This is a genomic window from Arcticibacter tournemirensis (assembly GCF_006716645.1).
Taxonomy (GTDB): domain Bacteria; phylum Bacteroidota; class Bacteroidia; order Sphingobacteriales; family Sphingobacteriaceae; genus Arcticibacter; species Arcticibacter tournemirensis.
Genome location: NZ_VFPL01000001.1, coordinates 2,750,949 through 2,766,261, shown reverse-complemented (window position 1 = coordinate 2,766,261; position 15,313 = coordinate 2,750,949). Strand labels below are relative to the sequence as shown.

17 protein-coding genes and 1 tRNA gene are annotated in these 15,313 nt (G+C 44.2%); 4 read left to right on the top strand and 14 right to left on the bottom strand.

Going from position 1 to position 15,313, the window contains the following annotated elements:
* Nucleotides 1-54: 54 nt before the first annotated feature.
* From BDE36_RS11570 to BDE36_RS11555, 5 genes are read right to left on the bottom strand one after another with little or no spacing between them, the layout of a single operon-like run.
* The gene (locus BDE36_RS11570) at nucleotides 55-420 is read right to left on the bottom strand and encodes a hypothetical protein (protein ID WP_141814968.1); all 366 of its coding nucleotides are present in this window, start codon (nucleotides 418-420) and stop codon (nucleotides 55-57) included.
* A 26-nt stretch (nucleotides 421-446) separates the two neighbouring features.
* Nucleotides 447-1,793, bottom strand: coding sequence for a hypothetical protein (locus BDE36_RS11565; RefSeq protein ID WP_141814967.1), 1,347 nt, complete (start codon nucleotides 1,791-1,793; stop codon nucleotides 447-449).
* 11 nt (nucleotides 1,794-1,804) lie between these two features.
* Nucleotides 1,805-2,590, bottom strand: a complete 786-nt coding sequence (locus BDE36_RS11560) for a nucleotidyl transferase AbiEii/AbiGii toxin family protein (RefSeq protein ID WP_202618189.1) — start codon at nucleotides 2,588-2,590, stop codon at nucleotides 1,805-1,807.
* Nucleotides 2,545-2,754, bottom strand: a complete 210-nt coding sequence (locus BDE36_RS24300; RefSeq protein WP_202618188.1) for a nucleotidyl transferase AbiEii/AbiGii toxin family protein — start codon at nucleotides 2,752-2,754, stop codon at nucleotides 2,545-2,547. Before BDE36_RS24300 ends, BDE36_RS11560 begins: the two co-directional genes overlap by 46 nt.
* Nucleotides 2,747-3,541 carry a type IV toxin-antitoxin system AbiEi family antitoxin gene (locus BDE36_RS11555; protein WP_161987602.1) on the bottom strand — a complete coding sequence of 265 codons (795 nt, stop codon included), beginning with the start codon at nucleotides 3,539-3,541 and terminating at the stop codon, nucleotides 2,747-2,749. The genes BDE36_RS24300 and BDE36_RS11555 overlap by 8 nt, the downstream gene beginning before the upstream one ends.
* A gap of 256 nt (nucleotides 3,542-3,797) precedes the next feature.
* On the opposite strand from BDE36_RS11555, the gene BDE36_RS11550 reads away from it, so the two are divergent.
* On the top strand, nucleotides 3,798-4,703 hold the full coding sequence (locus BDE36_RS11550; protein ID WP_141814965.1) for a DUF4145 domain-containing protein: 906 nt from the start codon (nucleotides 3,798-3,800) through the stop codon (nucleotides 4,701-4,703).
* 128 nt (nucleotides 4,704-4,831) lie between these two features.
* Here the strand turns inward: BDE36_RS11550 and BDE36_RS11545 are convergent, their stop codons facing one another.
* From BDE36_RS11545 to BDE36_RS11525, 5 genes are all read right to left on the bottom strand, one after another.
* Entirely contained in the window at nucleotides 4,832-5,077 is a 246-nt protein-coding gene (locus tag BDE36_RS11545) for a hypothetical protein (protein WP_141814964.1), read from the bottom strand.
* Nucleotides 5,074-5,412: a helix-turn-helix domain-containing protein gene (locus BDE36_RS11540; RefSeq protein WP_141814963.1), complete on the bottom strand. Its 339-nt coding sequence runs from the start codon at nucleotides 5,410-5,412 to the stop codon at nucleotides 5,074-5,076. Before BDE36_RS11540 ends, BDE36_RS11545 begins: the two co-directional genes overlap by 4 nt.
* A 152-nt stretch (nucleotides 5,413-5,564) precedes the next feature.
* Nucleotides 5,565-6,815, bottom strand: a complete 1,251-nt coding sequence (locus BDE36_RS11535) for a site-specific integrase (RefSeq protein WP_161987601.1) — start codon at nucleotides 6,813-6,815, stop codon at nucleotides 5,565-5,567.
* 224 nt (nucleotides 6,816-7,039) lie between these two features.
* Nucleotides 7,040-7,112: transfer RNA gene (locus tag BDE36_RS11530), tRNA-Lys, on the bottom strand.
* A gap of 66 nt (nucleotides 7,113-7,178) precedes the next feature.
* On the bottom strand, nucleotides 7,179-8,807 hold the full coding sequence (locus BDE36_RS11525; RefSeq protein WP_141814961.1) for an ABC-F family ATP-binding cassette domain-containing protein: 1,629 nt from the start codon (nucleotides 8,805-8,807) through the stop codon (nucleotides 7,179-7,181).
* A gap of 86 nt (nucleotides 8,808-8,893) precedes the next feature.
* Here BDE36_RS11525 and BDE36_RS11520 point away from each other — a divergent pair, with 86 nt between their 5' ends.
* From BDE36_RS11520 to BDE36_RS11510, 3 genes are read left to right on the top strand one after another with little or no spacing between them, the layout of a single operon-like run.
* On the top strand, nucleotides 8,894-9,427 hold the full coding sequence (locus BDE36_RS11520; RefSeq protein WP_141814960.1) for a hypothetical protein: 534 nt from the start codon (nucleotides 8,894-8,896) through the stop codon (nucleotides 9,425-9,427).
* Nucleotides 9,428-9,461: 34 nt separating this feature from the next.
* Nucleotides 9,462-9,878 (top strand): DUF2721 domain-containing protein, encoded by a 417-nt coding sequence (locus tag BDE36_RS11515; protein ID WP_128768796.1) that lies wholly within the window; start codon nucleotides 9,462-9,464, stop codon nucleotides 9,876-9,878.
* Nucleotides 9,879-10,283 (top strand): DUF2721 domain-containing protein, encoded by a 405-nt coding sequence (locus BDE36_RS11510; RefSeq protein ID WP_128768795.1) that lies wholly within the window; start codon nucleotides 9,879-9,881, stop codon nucleotides 10,281-10,283.
* Nucleotides 10,284-10,287: 4 nt separating this feature from the next.
* Here BDE36_RS11510 and BDE36_RS11505 read toward each other — a convergent pair whose 3' ends face one another.
* From BDE36_RS11505 to BDE36_RS11490, 4 genes are all read right to left on the bottom strand, one after another.
* Nucleotides 10,288-11,043, bottom strand: coding sequence for an N-acetylmuramoyl-L-alanine amidase family protein (locus BDE36_RS11505; protein WP_141814959.1), 756 nt, complete (start codon nucleotides 11,041-11,043; stop codon nucleotides 10,288-10,290).
* A gap of 74 nt (nucleotides 11,044-11,117) precedes the next feature.
* On the bottom strand, nucleotides 11,118-13,835 hold the full coding sequence (locus tag BDE36_RS11500; protein WP_141814958.1) for a carboxypeptidase-like regulatory domain-containing protein: 2,718 nt from the start codon (nucleotides 13,833-13,835) through the stop codon (nucleotides 11,118-11,120).
* A gap of 91 nt (nucleotides 13,836-13,926) precedes the next feature.
* Nucleotides 13,927-15,066 carry a putative sensor domain DACNV-containing protein gene (locus tag BDE36_RS11495; protein WP_141814957.1) on the bottom strand — a complete coding sequence of 380 codons (1,140 nt, stop codon included), beginning with the start codon at nucleotides 15,064-15,066 and terminating at the stop codon, nucleotides 13,927-13,929.
* Nucleotides 15,067-15,083: 17 nt separating this feature from the next.
* Nucleotides 15,084-15,311 carry a hypothetical protein gene (locus tag BDE36_RS11490; RefSeq protein WP_128768791.1) on the bottom strand — a complete coding sequence of 76 codons (228 nt, stop codon included), beginning with the start codon at nucleotides 15,309-15,311 and terminating at the stop codon, nucleotides 15,084-15,086.
* Nucleotides 15,312-15,313 lie beyond the last annotated feature (2 nt).

Sequence of the window (15,313 nt, the reverse complement as noted above, 5' to 3'; positions counted from 1 at the left end):
AATTGCCCATCTGCGCACCCTAATTGCGTAGAGTTATTTTTTTAGAAAATCATGTCAAACGACTTTCAAAAACCGTGGGTTCGTTTTTCTTTCCATGCGTCTTTCGTTTGCGAAACCCAGCCCGGTACTATATAACTTATCATAGATATAGTCATCTTCTGGCGAAAAGCGATAGATGTCTTTTTGATGAAGAATTCGTTTATGCTTTAGAAACTGACCGGTGACCTGGCCTTCATCATTTACTATCAAACGACCATGTAGGTCGGCCCGTTGATGTAGGAAGCGGTAAAAGTCTTTCTCCGTAAGTTTTTGTTTACGTAGTCCTAGTAGGAATATCTCCAAGTCGTCGATGCAAGTTGCCCATGGAAATTGGTCATCCTCATCAAACAAGGCCAGCATCATTTGGAGATCGCATTGCACATGGCCAAATTTATTATAGGTAACTATTATCGTATATATGTGCCTAAAATACTTGGATCTATTGTCATAAGCACATTCTTCTTCTTATCGTAAATATCAAACGGCAATTTTGCCAGAAATTTCTCTTTGACACTGAAGGCCTGCTCATATCCATAGTCGATGGTGTCTTTAAAATCCTGCCAGATTCGATTGTAGGCCTTATCCGGATCATAGATTGGTTCGCGTATTTTTCCTGCTTTGGCCTCTATAATCAAAGCTGTTTTTCCGTCCAGAACCAATAGGTCACGTTCATTTCCGCCTTGTTCAAGGTAATAGGATGGAATAATTTTGACATTGGGGTTCGACTGATAAAAAACTTCAAATATGCTCTCCAGCTTTCGTTCCAGATATTTATCCCTTGCGACCGTGATACGGTTCTGATTTTTAATGATTTCAGCGCATTTTTGCTGGAGCAGTCCAGACATGGCACTTAATAATACCCGGTGATCTAGTAAAAGATAACTACCGTTCGCAAAACAATAGATCGGCTTCTTATACAATTGATTGGGCTGGCTGAAATATAGATAAGTATCATCAGTATATCTTGAAACCGTCAATTCTTGTAATACCAGATCGACCAACGGCTTTGGAATTCCATCTAGATCATCCAAAGTAAACATGTTGGTGCTGGAGGGATCTGTAACGTACTCGAACATTCCTGTTGGTGCATCGGAAGTTGCCAACATTGCATCCTGAAAAGTGCTCCCATTCGCCATTGCAGTTAGGATTTCAGCCTTGAATTCGTCCTGGCTAAGTTGTTTTTTAGGCTGTTTTAAAAATGCTTTGTCCTGCCTTTCCTGAAGCAGTGCATCTAGCTTATCATATATCGCTAGTATATCGGATGAATTCCATCCAAATTTGTCAGTCAATTCTGCATCAAAATTCTTATAAAGCTCTGTTATCTTTTCTATAGCCTGTTCTTCATAATGCAGCGGGCCTACATGAAAAAAAGCTGTATAAGTTGACGACCCGATCTGTCGCCGTCTGACCACCTCTTCGGCACCCATTTCCTCTAACAAATGTTCAGCAAACGGCTTAAGTTCACCATATTCGTATTTATGGATGGTTTCCATTTCATCCAACTTTTTTTTCAGGGCTGGCCAATCCTGGTTCTGATCGAAATATTTTTTATAAGATCGGGTAGGCGAAGTGATATTCAGGTTTAACAGATAAAACAATTGCCGGAATGGTGAAACAAGCCCTTTCATAATAGATATATTCCAAGGTAATGTTATCCCGTTTATGTATGAAGTCATTTGCCTTGCAAAAATATCCGGGTCAAATTGAGCCACTCGTTCTTTCAGTTCACGCGCTATGGCTTCAAGCTTATCCATTTTTTTCTTTATTAATTATAATCTACTTTTTCTGCACCGTCAATGGGATAAAGCACTGCTTCAAGGATTTTATATGCTGCCAAATGCTTATCCTTAGTCATTTTCTCCAAATTTAAAAGACGCCATTTGACCGACGGAAGTTCTGATACTAAATTCGCATCCAAGCCGGAAAGTGTCCAATCAGGTGTTTTGTTTTTTATAGAAAGCAAGAATTTACGCTCACTATCCGTCATGTCCTTGTTAATATCGCTAATCAGCCTTTCCCGAACAGAAAGCAACTCTTCCAAAGTCACGTCGATTTCTGCCATCTGTAGGAACTCTGTTTCGTAGATTCCCGAAATATCCTTTCGGTTGGGGTTAAGCAATTCCGCCATTGGCCGGAAGTGGCTTATCAGGAAGACCAAAAACGTCTTCCGCAGTTCTTCTGTCAATCCTTCATTTTCGTATAATTGTTTAACATCGAAAAGGTCGCGTGGATGTTGGCGGTCCAGTGCAGCACAAAGTTTTCCGGCGTATAGGTCGGGATGTGATGCGACCAGCATTTCGGCATATCCGAATTCTTTTTCTACTTCCGGCTTTACTTCCATCCTTACGGCAGGGAAAAGACTCCCCCTAATTACCGGTGATAGTTCTATTTTAACCCGAACATCATTCAGTGAAACAATGAGCCGTAAAGAATTGTCCTGCTGAAGTGTAGTATTTTGTACCTGTGCACCGATGATCGTTGTCTTTACGGAATCAGTTATCCTCGCTAATGCAGCCCTGATATTTTCAAGCGAGGTTTCCCGGTCTTCCATTGGCAGGTAAGTAAATCAATGTCAACAGAAAGCCTAGGCATATTGCGGTAAAATAGATTGATGGCTGTCCCTCCTTTAAGCGCAAAACAATCCTCTTTATCTATGATAGGCAGCAATCGGATAAGCAACCGTACCTGATCTGCATATTCTTCATTCTTACTCATAAAAATCGGGAACAGTTATTTTATATTTTTTATTTAATTTTCCGCCCTTTACAATAACGCGGTTGCCAGATCCGAAGTCGATATTTTCCGTTTGAAGCTTTGTAAACCAATTATGATTCTGGCGTTCGGCCAGATAAAAAAACATCCTGCGTACCTTGACACTAGTACATAGTTCCAATAGCTTTTGGAGCGTTCGTGGAGAAAGTGTATTCAATCCCTGCATAAGTTCATCGGCGTGTTCAAATGATATGTTTCCCGGAACTTGGTTCATTACTTCTAAAATGGCTATTTCGGGAGTGGCAATACGTAAACCCTCGTTCGTGTTTTTCCAATTCAGAACCTTGGTAAACTCAACCAGTTGTGATACCTTTTCGTCCTCAATACTATTACCGAACAAATCTCTGGAGCTATGTTTCTGGAACCTAGCTCCAGTTTCCAAACCATTTACCCACACTGGAAGATTGTCCCTTCCGTATAAGTGAACCAAACGCTGTTCTGATATGGGAAGATAATGGGCAAGTTTTTGAAGTTCTAATGCTGATATGCCGCCTATAGTTAGGTCTGTGGATAATTGTCTTTGTAGAAAATAAACAACATCTCCCCATTCTATTTTCGATCCCGCACGTTTATACACCCCGTTCTTCACGGTCTCTAATTGCTGGCTCTTCAATAGATTATCTATAGCGTGATTCGTGAACTCATGAGCTTGTAGCCAAGACCTCGTAACTAATGATCCTTCTGGGACCAACTTTGTTATCTGCTTTCTTCTTTGCGAATATGTGCTCATGTTTACTAAAATTGAACTTATCGGCGAAATTCGCCGATAAGTCAAATATACACAAACTATATTGTTTACAAAAATCATAATTTTCGGCGAATATCGCCGAAAACGGTCGCTTGTGTAAACTCTGACCTTAGCAGTGACCTCCCTCACTTCCCCGATGTGAATGCACTGGTATCGAGCTGCAGGGGCGAGGATAACCCAAAAGAAAAATGGCTTCCTGCAGATTTAAAAAAACCGGATATTTTGGTTAATTTTCGCAATGGATCAGACTCTCGATAAATATTTCTGCCAGGCTTGTGGAGGCGAACGGAAGCATGTGGTACTCTTTGAAAAAAAGACCAGCGGCGCCGAGGACGAATATAATTTCCAGTGGATAAACCGGTTCCGTATCATCGAATGTGCGGGCTGCGAGAACATTTCCTTTCTGAAAATGTACGGGGACAATTTCATGATGCGGGAGGGCCAAGATGGTGAAATGGAATACTATGAGGATTCCGATGTCTATCCGCCCTATCTGAAGCAGGGCGAGGAGCTCAGCGGACTCCATCAGCTACCGGAAAATATCAAGAGCATCTATAGGGAAACCGTCAATGCGCTCAAGGTAGATTCGCTGCTGCTCACGGCAGCAGGCTTCAGGGCAGTGATCGAGGCCACCTGTAACCACCTAAAGATCAAACAGGCTAATCTTGCAGAAAGAATCGATCAATTGCACAGCAATGGATACCTGAGTAAGGCTGAATCCCGCAGGCTACATTCCATCAGGTTTTTGGGCAATAGCGCATTGCATGAGATCCAGACGCCAAAGGCAGAACAGCTGGTGATCCTGTTGGCCATTGTCAACCATTTGCTGAGCAACCTGTTCATCAGCGACAAGCTGATCAAAGGAAAACTGGATATCCCATTGGATAACTATGATGATTTTATCAACGTGATCAAACGATCGGTCCGCAAGGAGCTGATCGGAAAAGAGGTTTCACTCGACGCCCTGCTCGACAAGGCCAAGCGACTGATGTCAACCAAAGACTATAAATCCTTCCGGACATCCTTTGTCGAGGAATCCGAAAAAGGTGGTTTTGATTTCCTTGAAGTCGCAGACGCCGATAGTGCCAAATTCAAGATCACCAAGCTGCCCAAGTTGGTCAACACCTTCGATTTCTATATTTAAAAATGTATAGTCTTTAAACGCTAAAAATTGAACAAAGTTCACATTCCAGCGGGATAATATCGATCCGTATAAGGATTTCGCAATTCATAGTATCAACGGACGTTCAGACAAGCCTCACACCCCGACTCTTATCTATTGTAAAAAATCCATTCAGACGCAGCCTCCTTCCAGTTCCGCACCTTCCCTCCCCTAGCATTTTTCCACCCACTCCTGCTTTGTTCGTTATAGAACTTTTCAGTCAAGTGTCCGCAGCCTTTCTGATCGAAATAAATCTTTACAAATTCAAGGTCTGGTGGGATTTCTCTCCCAAACCCGTTTTGGTAAGTTACTCTTTCATATACTGCCATTCGGTGCCGGATAACGTTTGACTTCATACCGATCGGAATTTATTGCGAAAGTCTCCGGATTGCATCAGTTCATTGATCTTTTGCCGATCGTAATAGGTAATATTCCCTAATTTCTTAAACGGAATCAGTCCTTTAGCCCGGAGATAGTGTAGCTTCCCCGCTGAAAGCCTCAGCATTTCTCTTATTTCTTTAGCTTTAAGCCACTGCTTTTCAGGACTAACTCCCCTACCGTTTAGCGCCTGCTGAATGTCCATAAGTAATTGCTCCCTAAACTCAATTAGGTCTCTAACCGTTAGAAGCCTGTCCCATTCAGCCGGACCTGTGCAATTATCTGGTTTCCTTAAATACTGATGCTTTTCCATGGCCGTGATTTTACTCAAAGATGGAAAGGGTTTGATGATCGATTCGACACCTTGTCAAAAGATGGCCAAATATTTAGTATTGGAACAAGTCGCATTCAGTAACTACATTGCGCAATCAGCGGTTGCACAATGTAGTTTGGTTGTCCCCGTATCTAGAAATTCTGATCTTTCAAACTGCCGTTCTTAAGAAAGAGCTTTTCTTGAAGCTCCTTCATATTATTACTCACTTTACGCTTGGTAATTTTCGCATAGATCTGAGTAGTCCGAATATCCTTATGCCCTAGCATATTACTCACTGTTTCAATGGGAACGTCCTGTTCCAGGGTTACAGTAGTGGCAAAGGTATGGCGGGCCATATGAGTTGTCAATCTCTTGTTAATGCCGCAGATCTCTGCAATTTCTTTTAGATAGGCATTAAATCGCTGATTGCTGTTAACAGGTAATAACCGATCATTTACCACACAATAAGGATGGTCCTTATACTTCTCTATAATCGCCAACGGAACAGGAAGCAGAGGGACGGTCTCTTCTGTACCTGTTTTTGCCCTGTTTTTACGGATCCACAGTTTCCCATCAACGCCTTTAAATAGATTAGCTTTTTGAAGCTTGTAGACCGTTTCATAGGCATATCCGGTAAAACAGCAAAATATAAAAACGTCACGCACTTCAGATAAGCGTTCAACAGCTATACGTTTATTGTAAAGCGCATAGATTTCCTCCATACTCAGAAACTCTCTTTGCGGATGTTTGTATGCGCATTTATACTCAGCTAACCTTGAAGAAGGAGACCATCCAAGATTAACCGCCTTTTTCACTACCTGCTTGATGGTTTTCACATGTTGCTTCGCAGTATTATCATTCATTGATCTGGTGAGCAGGAACCGGTAGAACTGCTCTGCAAAATAAAAATCCACCTTCTCAAGGTTTACGTCTTTCTGCTTATACTTGCTTCTGAGAAAGGCGGCCACATTCCGCTCCGTGCGTCGGTAACGCCTCAGTGTCCCGGGCGATTTCTTTCCTGCATTGACAAGTTCTTCGAAGTCGCCGATAAAGATTTTTATTGCAGCAGTTAGCCCCTTTTCTTCAGTTGGTTTAGGAAACAGGGCGTCCTTAAGCATTTCTACTGTAACCACGTCTTGAACTGAAGTCAGTATATTATACTGTCTTTCTATTTCGATCTCGGTTCTCTTAAGATAGGTGGAAATGACCTTGTAATCCGGACATTCTTTTTTGGGAATACCGTGCTCTTCATCCCAATAAACGGGGTTAATTTTTTTACCGGTTGAAAAACCGAATCTCAGGCCACCTACAGTGATCCTAACATACAGTGGAACCAAGCCATTTTTTGACCCTTTTGACTTGTACAGCCAAAAAAGTACAGACAAATTTTCATTAAGTCTCATGTTGTTGATAATTAAATATTTAACCATGAGTTCTTAGCACTATCCAAAAGTAATTACTAAAAATTGCTAAAGATCGGTTTCCTAATTTCGGCAAAACCAGTAGGAAACCGAATAGGAAACCGAATGGGTTGTATTTTCCTGTACTTACCTGTATTGAAAAACTTGAAAATTTGGCTATTTTGAAGGGTTTAAATGAAAATAGCCTTCCGAAGAAGGCTATTTTGTGACCCCGCTGAGGCTCGAACTCAGGACCCACAGATTAAGAGTCTGTTGCTCTACCAACTGAGCTACGGAGTCGTTTTGGTGGTGCAAAGAAAAGAATTTCTTTCTTTTTTCACAACCCCAAAATCATTTATTCTTCATTTATGCCAAAGAATATAATTCTTCACGCTGTTGTTTAATGGCTTCACTGGTGATATATTCATCGTAAGTCATTAGTTTATCGATAATTCCGCCTGGCGTCAACTCAATAATACGGTTGGCAACAGTGTTGGTAAGTTCGTGGTCACGCGATGTAAAAAGTATTGTTCCTTTAAAATCATTCATCCCGTTGTTCAGTGCGGTGATGGATTCGAGGTCGAGGTGGTTGGTCGGCTCGTCGAACAGCAGCACGTTTGCCTGCTGCAGCATCATTTTAGAGAACATACAGCGCATCTTCTCACCTCCGGAGAGTACGGAACACTTCTTGAGTACTTCTTCGCCTGAGAAGAGCATTCTGCCGAGAAAACTGCGGATAAACTGTTCGTCTTTATCCCCTTCAGAATATTCTCTCAACCAGTCGATCAGGTTCAGGTCTTTTCCCTCGAAATACGATGAGTTATCGTTTGGAATGTCGGCCGCATTAATGGTGATGCCCCATTTGAAGCTACCGGTATAATCGGCATCCCTTCCGGTAAGAACATCGTAAAATGCCGATATTGCAAGGCTGTTCTGCGAAAGCAGGGCTATCTTATCGCCTTTGTTAACCATGAAGTTTACATCAGAGAACAGCACTTCGCCTCCGGAAACCTTTCTGAGTTTTTCAATCTGAAGGATCTGATCACCGGCTTCCCTGCCCTGGTTATTAAACATAATCGCAGGGTATTTCCTGTTGGAAGGCTGAATCTCGTCGAGGTTGATCTTTTCAAGAGCTTTCTTTCGGCTGGTTGCCTGCTTGGATTTCGAAGCATTCGCACTGAAACGACGGATAAATTCCTGGAGTTCCTTTACCTTATCTTCCAGCTTCTTATTCTGGTCTGAACGCTGACGCAGGGCAAGCTGGCTCGACTCGTACCAGAAGGAGTAGTTTCCGGTGAAGATGGACATCTTTCCGAAATCTATATCTACTATATGCGTACAAACCGTATCGAGGAAGTGACGGTCGTGTGATACTACCAGCACAATATTCTCATAGCCGGCAAGAAAATCTTCGAGCCAGGCGATTGTTTCAATGTCGAGGTCGTTGGTTGGCTCATCAAGCAGCAGGATGTCGGGATTGCCAAACAGGGCCTGGGCCAAAAGAACGCGTACTTTTTGATTACCATCCAGCTCTTTCAGCAGCTTGTAATGACTTTCTTCCTTTATTCCAAGGTTACTCAATAAGGTGGCTGCATTATTCTCTGCATTCCATCCGTCCATTTCTGCAAAGATATTTTCAAGCTCTCCTGCCCTCTCGCCGTCCTTATCTGTAAAGTCTTCCTTCGCATAAAGGGCGTCTTTCTCTTTCATTATGCTATAAAGCTCTTTATGCCCTATCAGCACGGTTTCTATCACCGGAAATTCGTCGAAGGCATAGTGGTTCTGCGTAAGTACCGCCATTCTTTCTCCCGGCGTAAAGCTTACCGAACCACCCGTGGGATCGACTTCACCCGACAGGATTTTCATAAAGGTTGACTTGCCTGCGCCGTTTGCTCCTATAATCCCATAGCAGTTGCCATGAGTAAATTTAAGATTAACGTCTTCAAACAGTGTGCGTTTGCCGTAACGTAAAGATAGATTGGATACTGTAATCATGCCTTTGAAAATGAGGTGCAAAGGTAGGGATTATCAATTTCATATACCAGTTCGCAAAAAAGATTTATTTTTAGGATGTTTTTATCATGACAAAAGACGATCTTCTAAAAGCTTTACAGCAAACGCTTATTAAAACCAAGGCTGTTAAAATATCTGATCTTTCTGAACTCAAGGGTTATTCGCTTACAGACCTTCTTGATCTTACATTTCATCACGAAACAGCTATCGCCTTCAGGGCTGCGTGGGTTTTGGAGAACGTGCAGGAGCGCTTTCCTGAACGCTTCGATCCGCTGCTGACCGACTTTCTTAACAAGTACCCCCTCCAGAAAAACTTCAGCAGTCAGAGGCACTACACCAAGATCCTGTTCAGCCTGCTCGAAAGAAACAAGATTGCTCCTGACTTTGATTATGAGAAGATTATTGAGCCGACATTCGAGTGGCTCGCAATGGAGCAAACTCCGGTGGCTGTAAAGGCTAACTGCATGAGCATTTTATATCTGCTGAAAGAAAAGGACGACTGGATTGCCGGCGAATTGAAAGCGGAGATAGAATTCCTTATGAAAACCGGCGGAGCCGCCATTCAAAGCAGGGGAAAAAAGATTCTGTCATTACTTGCTTAAATGAGTATAATTGTACTTTAATAATACCATCACGATGGAATTAACCCTTACTACGCCGGCCTTATTATTTCCGGCGATTTCACTGTTACTCCTGGCTTACACCAACCGCTTCCTGGCTCTGGCCAGCTTAATCCGGAACTTAAAGAATCAATACTCCGAGAACCAGAATCCCAACCTTTTAGGACAGATCAGCAACATCAGAAAAAGGATCCTCCAGGTAAGGAATATGCAGGCATGCGGCATTATGGGCTTCCTGATTTGTGTTCTTTCGATGTGGTTGTTGTATAACAACCAGCAGCGTATAGCCGAGTATGCCTTTGGTTTAAGTCTGATGCTGCTTATGATCTCCCTGCTTATTTCTTTCAGAGAAACGCAGATCTCTGTTGAAGCGCTCGAAATAGAACTGAGCGATCTCGAAGAGTCAATCCTGGAAAACAAAAAGGAGAAGTAGATGATGAATTTCGCGATCAGTACACCGATCATTTTGTTCCCTGCTATTTCGCTCATCCTGCTGGCTTATACCGAAAAGTTTGTCCACCTGGCGCGGCTTATCAGAAACCTGAAAAAGCAAAGCGCCAGTCAAAACGTACCTCACCTTGCCGAGCAGATCATAAACCTCAGACGAAGGGTGTATCTTATCCGCAGGATGCAGGCTTTCGGCACCGGCAGCTTCTTTTTATGCATCGCGAGCATTTTCCTCATGTTTAGCGAACTCGACCAAATGGCATGGTACACATTCTGGGTAAGCATGGTACTGCTGATGATAGCGCTTTATTTGTCGTTTAAAGAAATAAGCTTGTCGTCTGCAGCGCTTAAGCTGGTTATCAGTGACATTAAAGAAGAGATTACGAAATAGAATGCTATCTAAACGCCAGGATTGCATTTAGGATGCCGTTTGAAATCTCTTCCTGGCCCGCCTCTGAATTCATATACCTTTCTTCCGCAGGACTGCTCAGATAGCCGATTTCCGTAAGCACTGCGGGCATCGAAGCCCTGGCGAGTACCGCAAGGCTCTTCTCGTGTACTCCCCTGTCTATCCTTCCCGCCTTACGGTATTCTTTCTGGATCAAAGTGGCAAGCTGAATACTTTTTGTGCGGTACGCATTTTTCATTAACGACAGAAGAATGATCGTTTCGGGATCCTTAGGGTCGTATCCGTTGTAATTCTTCTTGTAGTCCTTTTCAAGCAGGATGGATGCGTTTTCACGGATAGCGATATCCTGTTCGTCGAGACGACCGAAACCCGAAACATAGGTTTCGACACCCCGGATAGACGAACGGTTTTTCTTATTATAGGGGAGTGAGTTGCAATGCAGGGAAATAAAAAGACTGGCCTTTACATCGTTTGCTTTTTCAATGCGTTCGTATAGTGGAACAAAAACGTCTGTGCTCCTGGTTAAAACAACCCTGATACCTTTTGCCTTTAGGGCATCCCTCAGTTTAAGGGCAATTTTCAAGGCGATATTTTTCTCTAAAGACGTTGTGCTCCTGGTGCCGCTGTCTTTACCTCCGTGTCCCGCATCTATCACTACAGTAAACGTACCTGGCTCGGCATTTTCGGCTACGAGACCATAAGGTAAAAGAAGTAAAAGCGCGGCATAAAAAAGATGTTTCATCACTAATCTCTGTACTTTTGGCGCAAAGTAACAATATACATCTAAGCCTGCAACCTATTTTTTAATGTTTAATGTTATTTAACTGTATAACGATACACGTTCCTGAACAGATTGCCATCCTTGTCTATCCCCTCAATAACGGCCTTGTACGGGCCTTTACCGTCGGCATTGTAGTACTCAACCGAAGCTTTTCCTGTTGCATCAGTATTTACAAACGGATTCCAGTATATGGTGCTGCGAAGGTCATTTGTAACAACGCCGCTTTTGGCCACTGCGTATTTGGGCGAGTAGAACTGCCGTGCTTTCTGATACCCCATTGGATTGAAGTTTACCAGATTGCTCTGAGGAAGCATCTCCTGCAACTCTGATAATTTTATAGGAGTGCCTTTGGGAGCCTTCTTGGTGTTTACTACTAAAACGCCGTTCGTGTTGTACAAGCGGTTCACAGTGCCAAGGTCATCCCGGAGGAAGATCTCCACCGATTCTACTTCGGCCGAATTTACAGAACTTAGGTTGATTGCATCCACCGGCATGCCATTAAGGAAAACCTGAACCGGAACCCTGCTGCCAGAATTATAATCTCTGCTTATATAAAAGTTCTCCTCCGAAAAGGTCATTCCCATGGTACCTCCTTTTAAGCAATCGAGCAACATCGGACAGCCCTTGAAGCGGTCGCCCGGAATAAGATGATCCGGCATCATACTTAAACCGCTCAGGGCGGGATAATCAGCATGGCTCGGCTTAGGCGTGGACTTCGCTTTAATAACAACCTCACTCAGCACAATAGCCGTTCTGTAAAGCTTCTTACTATTTACAAGATAAGGATTAAGTGTACTGTCAATATTCACGATCTCGTCGGGAGCATTTATATTCGAGGTTGCGCCAGGCAGTATTTCGCCGTCCAGCATGATCATCATGTTCCTTGAATTTGCGTTGCTGCGGGCGCTCACAATTGCTTTCACCGAGTCGGGAAAAACCAGGTTATTAAAGCTGAACTTTCCTTCGGCATCCGTTTGTGTACTTACAGAGAAGCTCTTTTCTGGAATGATAAACTGAACCGTACCCCTATTTACAGGCATGCCTGAACGCATCCGCAAGGTTCCGGATATCTGGATCCCCTGCTCCGGAAAATATTTCACCGCAGGGAACTTATCGTCTAAAATATCCCTGTATGAAAAAGCTCGGTATCCCTGTGTAAGCATCAGCAGGTCAAGGTCGGCTATTTTCTTATCTGTGATAGCATTAAAGTAGTAATTAGGCTTCTCTATATATCCCTGTAAATCAGAACTAAGAAGCAGGCTGCTTAAAATAGTAGTTTCCGAATCTTCATTAAAAGGCACCTTACTTTCGTCAATCACCGCTATGGAGTAAGAACCTTCAACTGGCTTATCGGGATACTGGGCTGCGATGTTGAGCTTCACCCTCTGCCGTGTGGTATAGGCAGGCTTATCGCTGGTCAGGCTGACCGAAGGAGCCTTGGAGTGCGTGATAAAAGCAATACGCTCGCTCACGGGCGAACCGGTGGAAGTGAACAAAGTGATCTGGACGATGCCCGAAGGAAATTTATCTTTCGGTACCGAGGCAGAAAAAGCCTGGTTGTTTAGTTTCGCCTGGGCAGCATAACAGGTAACTCCCGCGCTCCTCGCCACAATATAGAAGGTTTCATCCATATGCCTTTCCAGATACGCCGGAGTAGCTGAAATACGGATAATGATATTTTCGGGAGACATATTGTTAACGGCCAGGCCTATACCCGAGGTACGGGGTTTTGGCAGGTCGTAGCTGGCAGTCGACCCGTCGGCAAACGTTACGTTCGCCTTATATGTTTTGTCGCTTTCGGGCGTAAAGGTGAACATGCCCATTCCCAAATGCTGGGAGTTAAAAGAACAGACCGTAGCGCCCGCACCATCTGTTACCGTGCCCTTCACCTCCACACCAAGCCCGTCGGTTTTAATCGCTTTAAAAGCGACAACCGACGATACGCCCGATATAAGTCTGCCGCCCTCAGGGAAAAACTGAACATCGGCATTGTGGAAGGCCGACCGCAGGGGGAATGTGCTGGTGATGGTTTTATCGTCGGATACTGAGATTGCAGTCTCGAGCTCTCCGGCATTCTCCTGGTCCTTCAGATCGCTGTTTAAAGCCAGATAGCCGTTCTGGTCGGTAACGCCCCTGCCTTTATTGACGGTTTCAAACTTTGATACGATCCGCCAGGTCACTTTCTTCCCGGCATAGGGTTTTCCATTCTCATCCTTAAAAAGCACGCGGGCGTTCACTTTAGGGACTTTGTTTGCAACTTCTCCCTTCACCGTGATATGGGTGATCAGATCTTTATTTAAAGTATTACCGATACTGATGGTTTTATTAAAGAAATAGGCATCCCCAAAGTTGAGCATCCAGCGTGTATAGGCCCTGAAATGATAATTCCCCTGCTTATACGACATGGGAGAAAGCGTAAGGCTGCCTGCCGCCACGCCGTTTGAAACAGGAAGTTTGAGGGTTTCCATCAGCGAGTCGCGGCTGTTTATAACATCTACATACACCACTTTACTCAACGGTGAGGGCGCATGAAGATGACTTGTTAAATACGCTTTATACCAGATGGTATCTCCCACCGCATAGTAAGGTTTATCGAAGTGAAGATAGACCTTTTCGAAGGGATGTTCATCGGTTAGCTTCTGTACTTTCTGGACGATGGTATTGATGCTGATTGTATCCCGCTGTGAAAAAGCCGAAAGGTGTATGAAAAACGTAAGTACAAACAGTGACAATAAATATTTTAAGGAATTCATCTGAGGAGCTTTCATCAAAAAAGAATGGTAAATATATTCATTTCAGGTTAGAGAAATTTAACAGCAACGATTCTTTTACATTATTTAACACTTAAAGCAGAAGCGTATCAATCCGGTAAGCCATAAGCATATCAGCGGCTTCCGACCACGAAAACACCGTAAAGTGGCCGTCCTGTGAAGCCACGAAAGCAAATGCATTGCGCTGATCGTATACAAACTGCGCTGCCGAAAGATGCCTGGTGCCGCCTATCTGCCCGGGATGTACCACTGTAATTTCACTTCCCGCCACGGGCTCCACAACGGCAACCCGGTCCACAGGGTCGCTGCCTTCGCGCCTGCCTATTTTCACTCCAAATGCGAGGAGCTCGTGCTGATCGCTCACTAAGGTGGCTCCGTCTACGGCAGTAAGACCGGCGATATGCTCCACTTCGCGGCTTAAACCGCTCTGCCAGGGGCTCTCCCGTAACCCGTCTTCTACATTGGCGATATTGGAGAGTCCGGAAAAAGCCGGTGAAACCGAATACTGCATGGGGTGAATGATTGATTCACGCCATTGGTGTGTGCCTCTGGGTACGACCAGAAGGCATCCTCCATGCTGATGGCCACGCATAGATACCGCAAGCTGAATAAGTACGTTTACCGGATCGTTCCATGCAGGCGGACTGCCTAAATCAAGTAAGGCCTTAACTACCGGAGGGCAGTCGGGTATTCGGGCGCTCTCATCGTTCACGACCTTTACCTGGTCGCCCTTCAATACAGCGACGTTGGTAAATTTACCAAAGCCGCACATGCGCCTGTGCTTGATCACCAGCAGGCCAGGTTCGGAAACGTCCAGCACAAAGCACAGGTTCGGTATTATAAGCGTTGTTCCCCATAAAAACAGGTCATCGCCTTCCAGCCATACGCCAAGGTGTATGCCCGCACGTTCAAGTCCCGGCGCCAGTTTGGTGAGGATAGCGGGACTAAGGGGCAGCCGCTTTTCAAAGAGAAGAGGATCCTCAGCCTGATCCGGCCTGAGAAAGGCTATGGAGATCTTTGGCGGATTGCCTTCTTCTTTTCGCAGACTTGCCCAAAATGCAGCATCAACAATAGCTTCGATAACGTTGGCCGGAGGAATAGAAGCTGTGCTGTCAGAACCAGCCTTACAAGCCAATGCCGCATGCTCAACAAAATGAGCCTCGATCGTTGCCGCTACCGAACGTGCTGCCTGATATGTGGGTTCATAAGTCATATAAATAGATTAATCGCCTATGTAAACGTATTTCTGAAAGCAACCAGCACTTCCAGGTATATATCACGATTGAGATCATAGCCCGCCGGCTTTTCAAGCCTTACAATCTTCCCCTTTTTATAGGTCACCGGAAAAAGATTTATAAAGTCTGCTTCCGCAATCTCGTCGCTGAGCCATGAATGCTGCCTGTATATTTCCATAAGCTTCATCTCGAACTGTCTTTCTTTGATAAAATCGATAGCCATGA

Coding starts and splice junctions, on each gene's coding strand:
- BDE36_RS11525 (WP_141814961.1), bottom strand. CDS start 8,807: ATGATTACAGTATCCAATCTATCTTTACGTTACGGCAAACGCACACTG.
- BDE36_RS24300 (WP_202618188.1), bottom strand. CDS start 2,754: ATGAGTAAGAATGAAGAATATGCAGATCAGGTACGGTTGCTTATCCGA.
- BDE36_RS11560 (WP_202618189.1), bottom strand. CDS start 2,590: ATGGAAGACCGGGAAACCTCGCTTGAAAATATCAGGGCTGCATTAGCG.
- BDE36_RS11490 (WP_128768791.1), bottom strand. CDS start 15,311: ATGGCTATCGATTTTATCAAAGAAAGACAGTTCGAGATGAAGCTTATG.
- BDE36_RS11510 (WP_128768795.1), top strand. CDS start 9,879: ATGATGAATTTCGCGATCAGTACACCGATCATTTTGTTCCCTGCTATT.
- BDE36_RS11565 (WP_141814967.1), bottom strand. CDS start 1,793: ATGGATAAGCTTGAAGCCATAGCGCGTGAACTGAAAGAACGAGTGGCT.
- BDE36_RS11515 (WP_128768796.1), top strand. CDS start 9,462: ATGGAATTAACCCTTACTACGCCGGCCTTATTATTTCCGGCGATTTCA.
- BDE36_RS11555 (WP_161987602.1), bottom strand. CDS start 3,541: ATGAGCACATATTCGCAAAGAAGAAAGCAGATAACAAAGTTGGTCCCA.
- BDE36_RS11495 (WP_141814957.1), bottom strand. CDS start 15,066: ATGACTTATGAACCCACATATCAGGCAGCACGTTCGGTAGCGGCAACG.
- BDE36_RS11535 (WP_161987601.1), bottom strand. CDS start 6,815: ATGAGACTTAATGAAAATTTGTCTGTACTTTTTTGGCTGTACAAGTCA.
- BDE36_RS11500 (WP_141814958.1), bottom strand. CDS start 13,835: ATGAATTCCTTAAAATATTTATTGTCACTGTTTGTACTTACGTTTTTC.
- BDE36_RS11520 (WP_141814960.1), top strand. CDS start 8,894: ATGACAAAAGACGATCTTCTAAAAGCTTTACAGCAAACGCTTATTAAA.
- BDE36_RS11550 (WP_141814965.1), top strand. CDS start 3,798: ATGGATCAGACTCTCGATAAATATTTCTGCCAGGCTTGTGGAGGCGAA.
- BDE36_RS11545 (WP_141814964.1), bottom strand. CDS start 5,077: ATGAAGTCAAACGTTATCCGGCACCGAATGGCAGTATATGAAAGAGTA.
- BDE36_RS11505 (WP_141814959.1), bottom strand. CDS start 11,043: ATGAAACATCTTTTTTATGCCGCGCTTTTACTTCTTTTACCTTATGGT.
- BDE36_RS11540 (WP_141814963.1), bottom strand. CDS start 5,412: ATGGAAAAGCATCAGTATTTAAGGAAACCAGATAATTGCACAGGTCCG.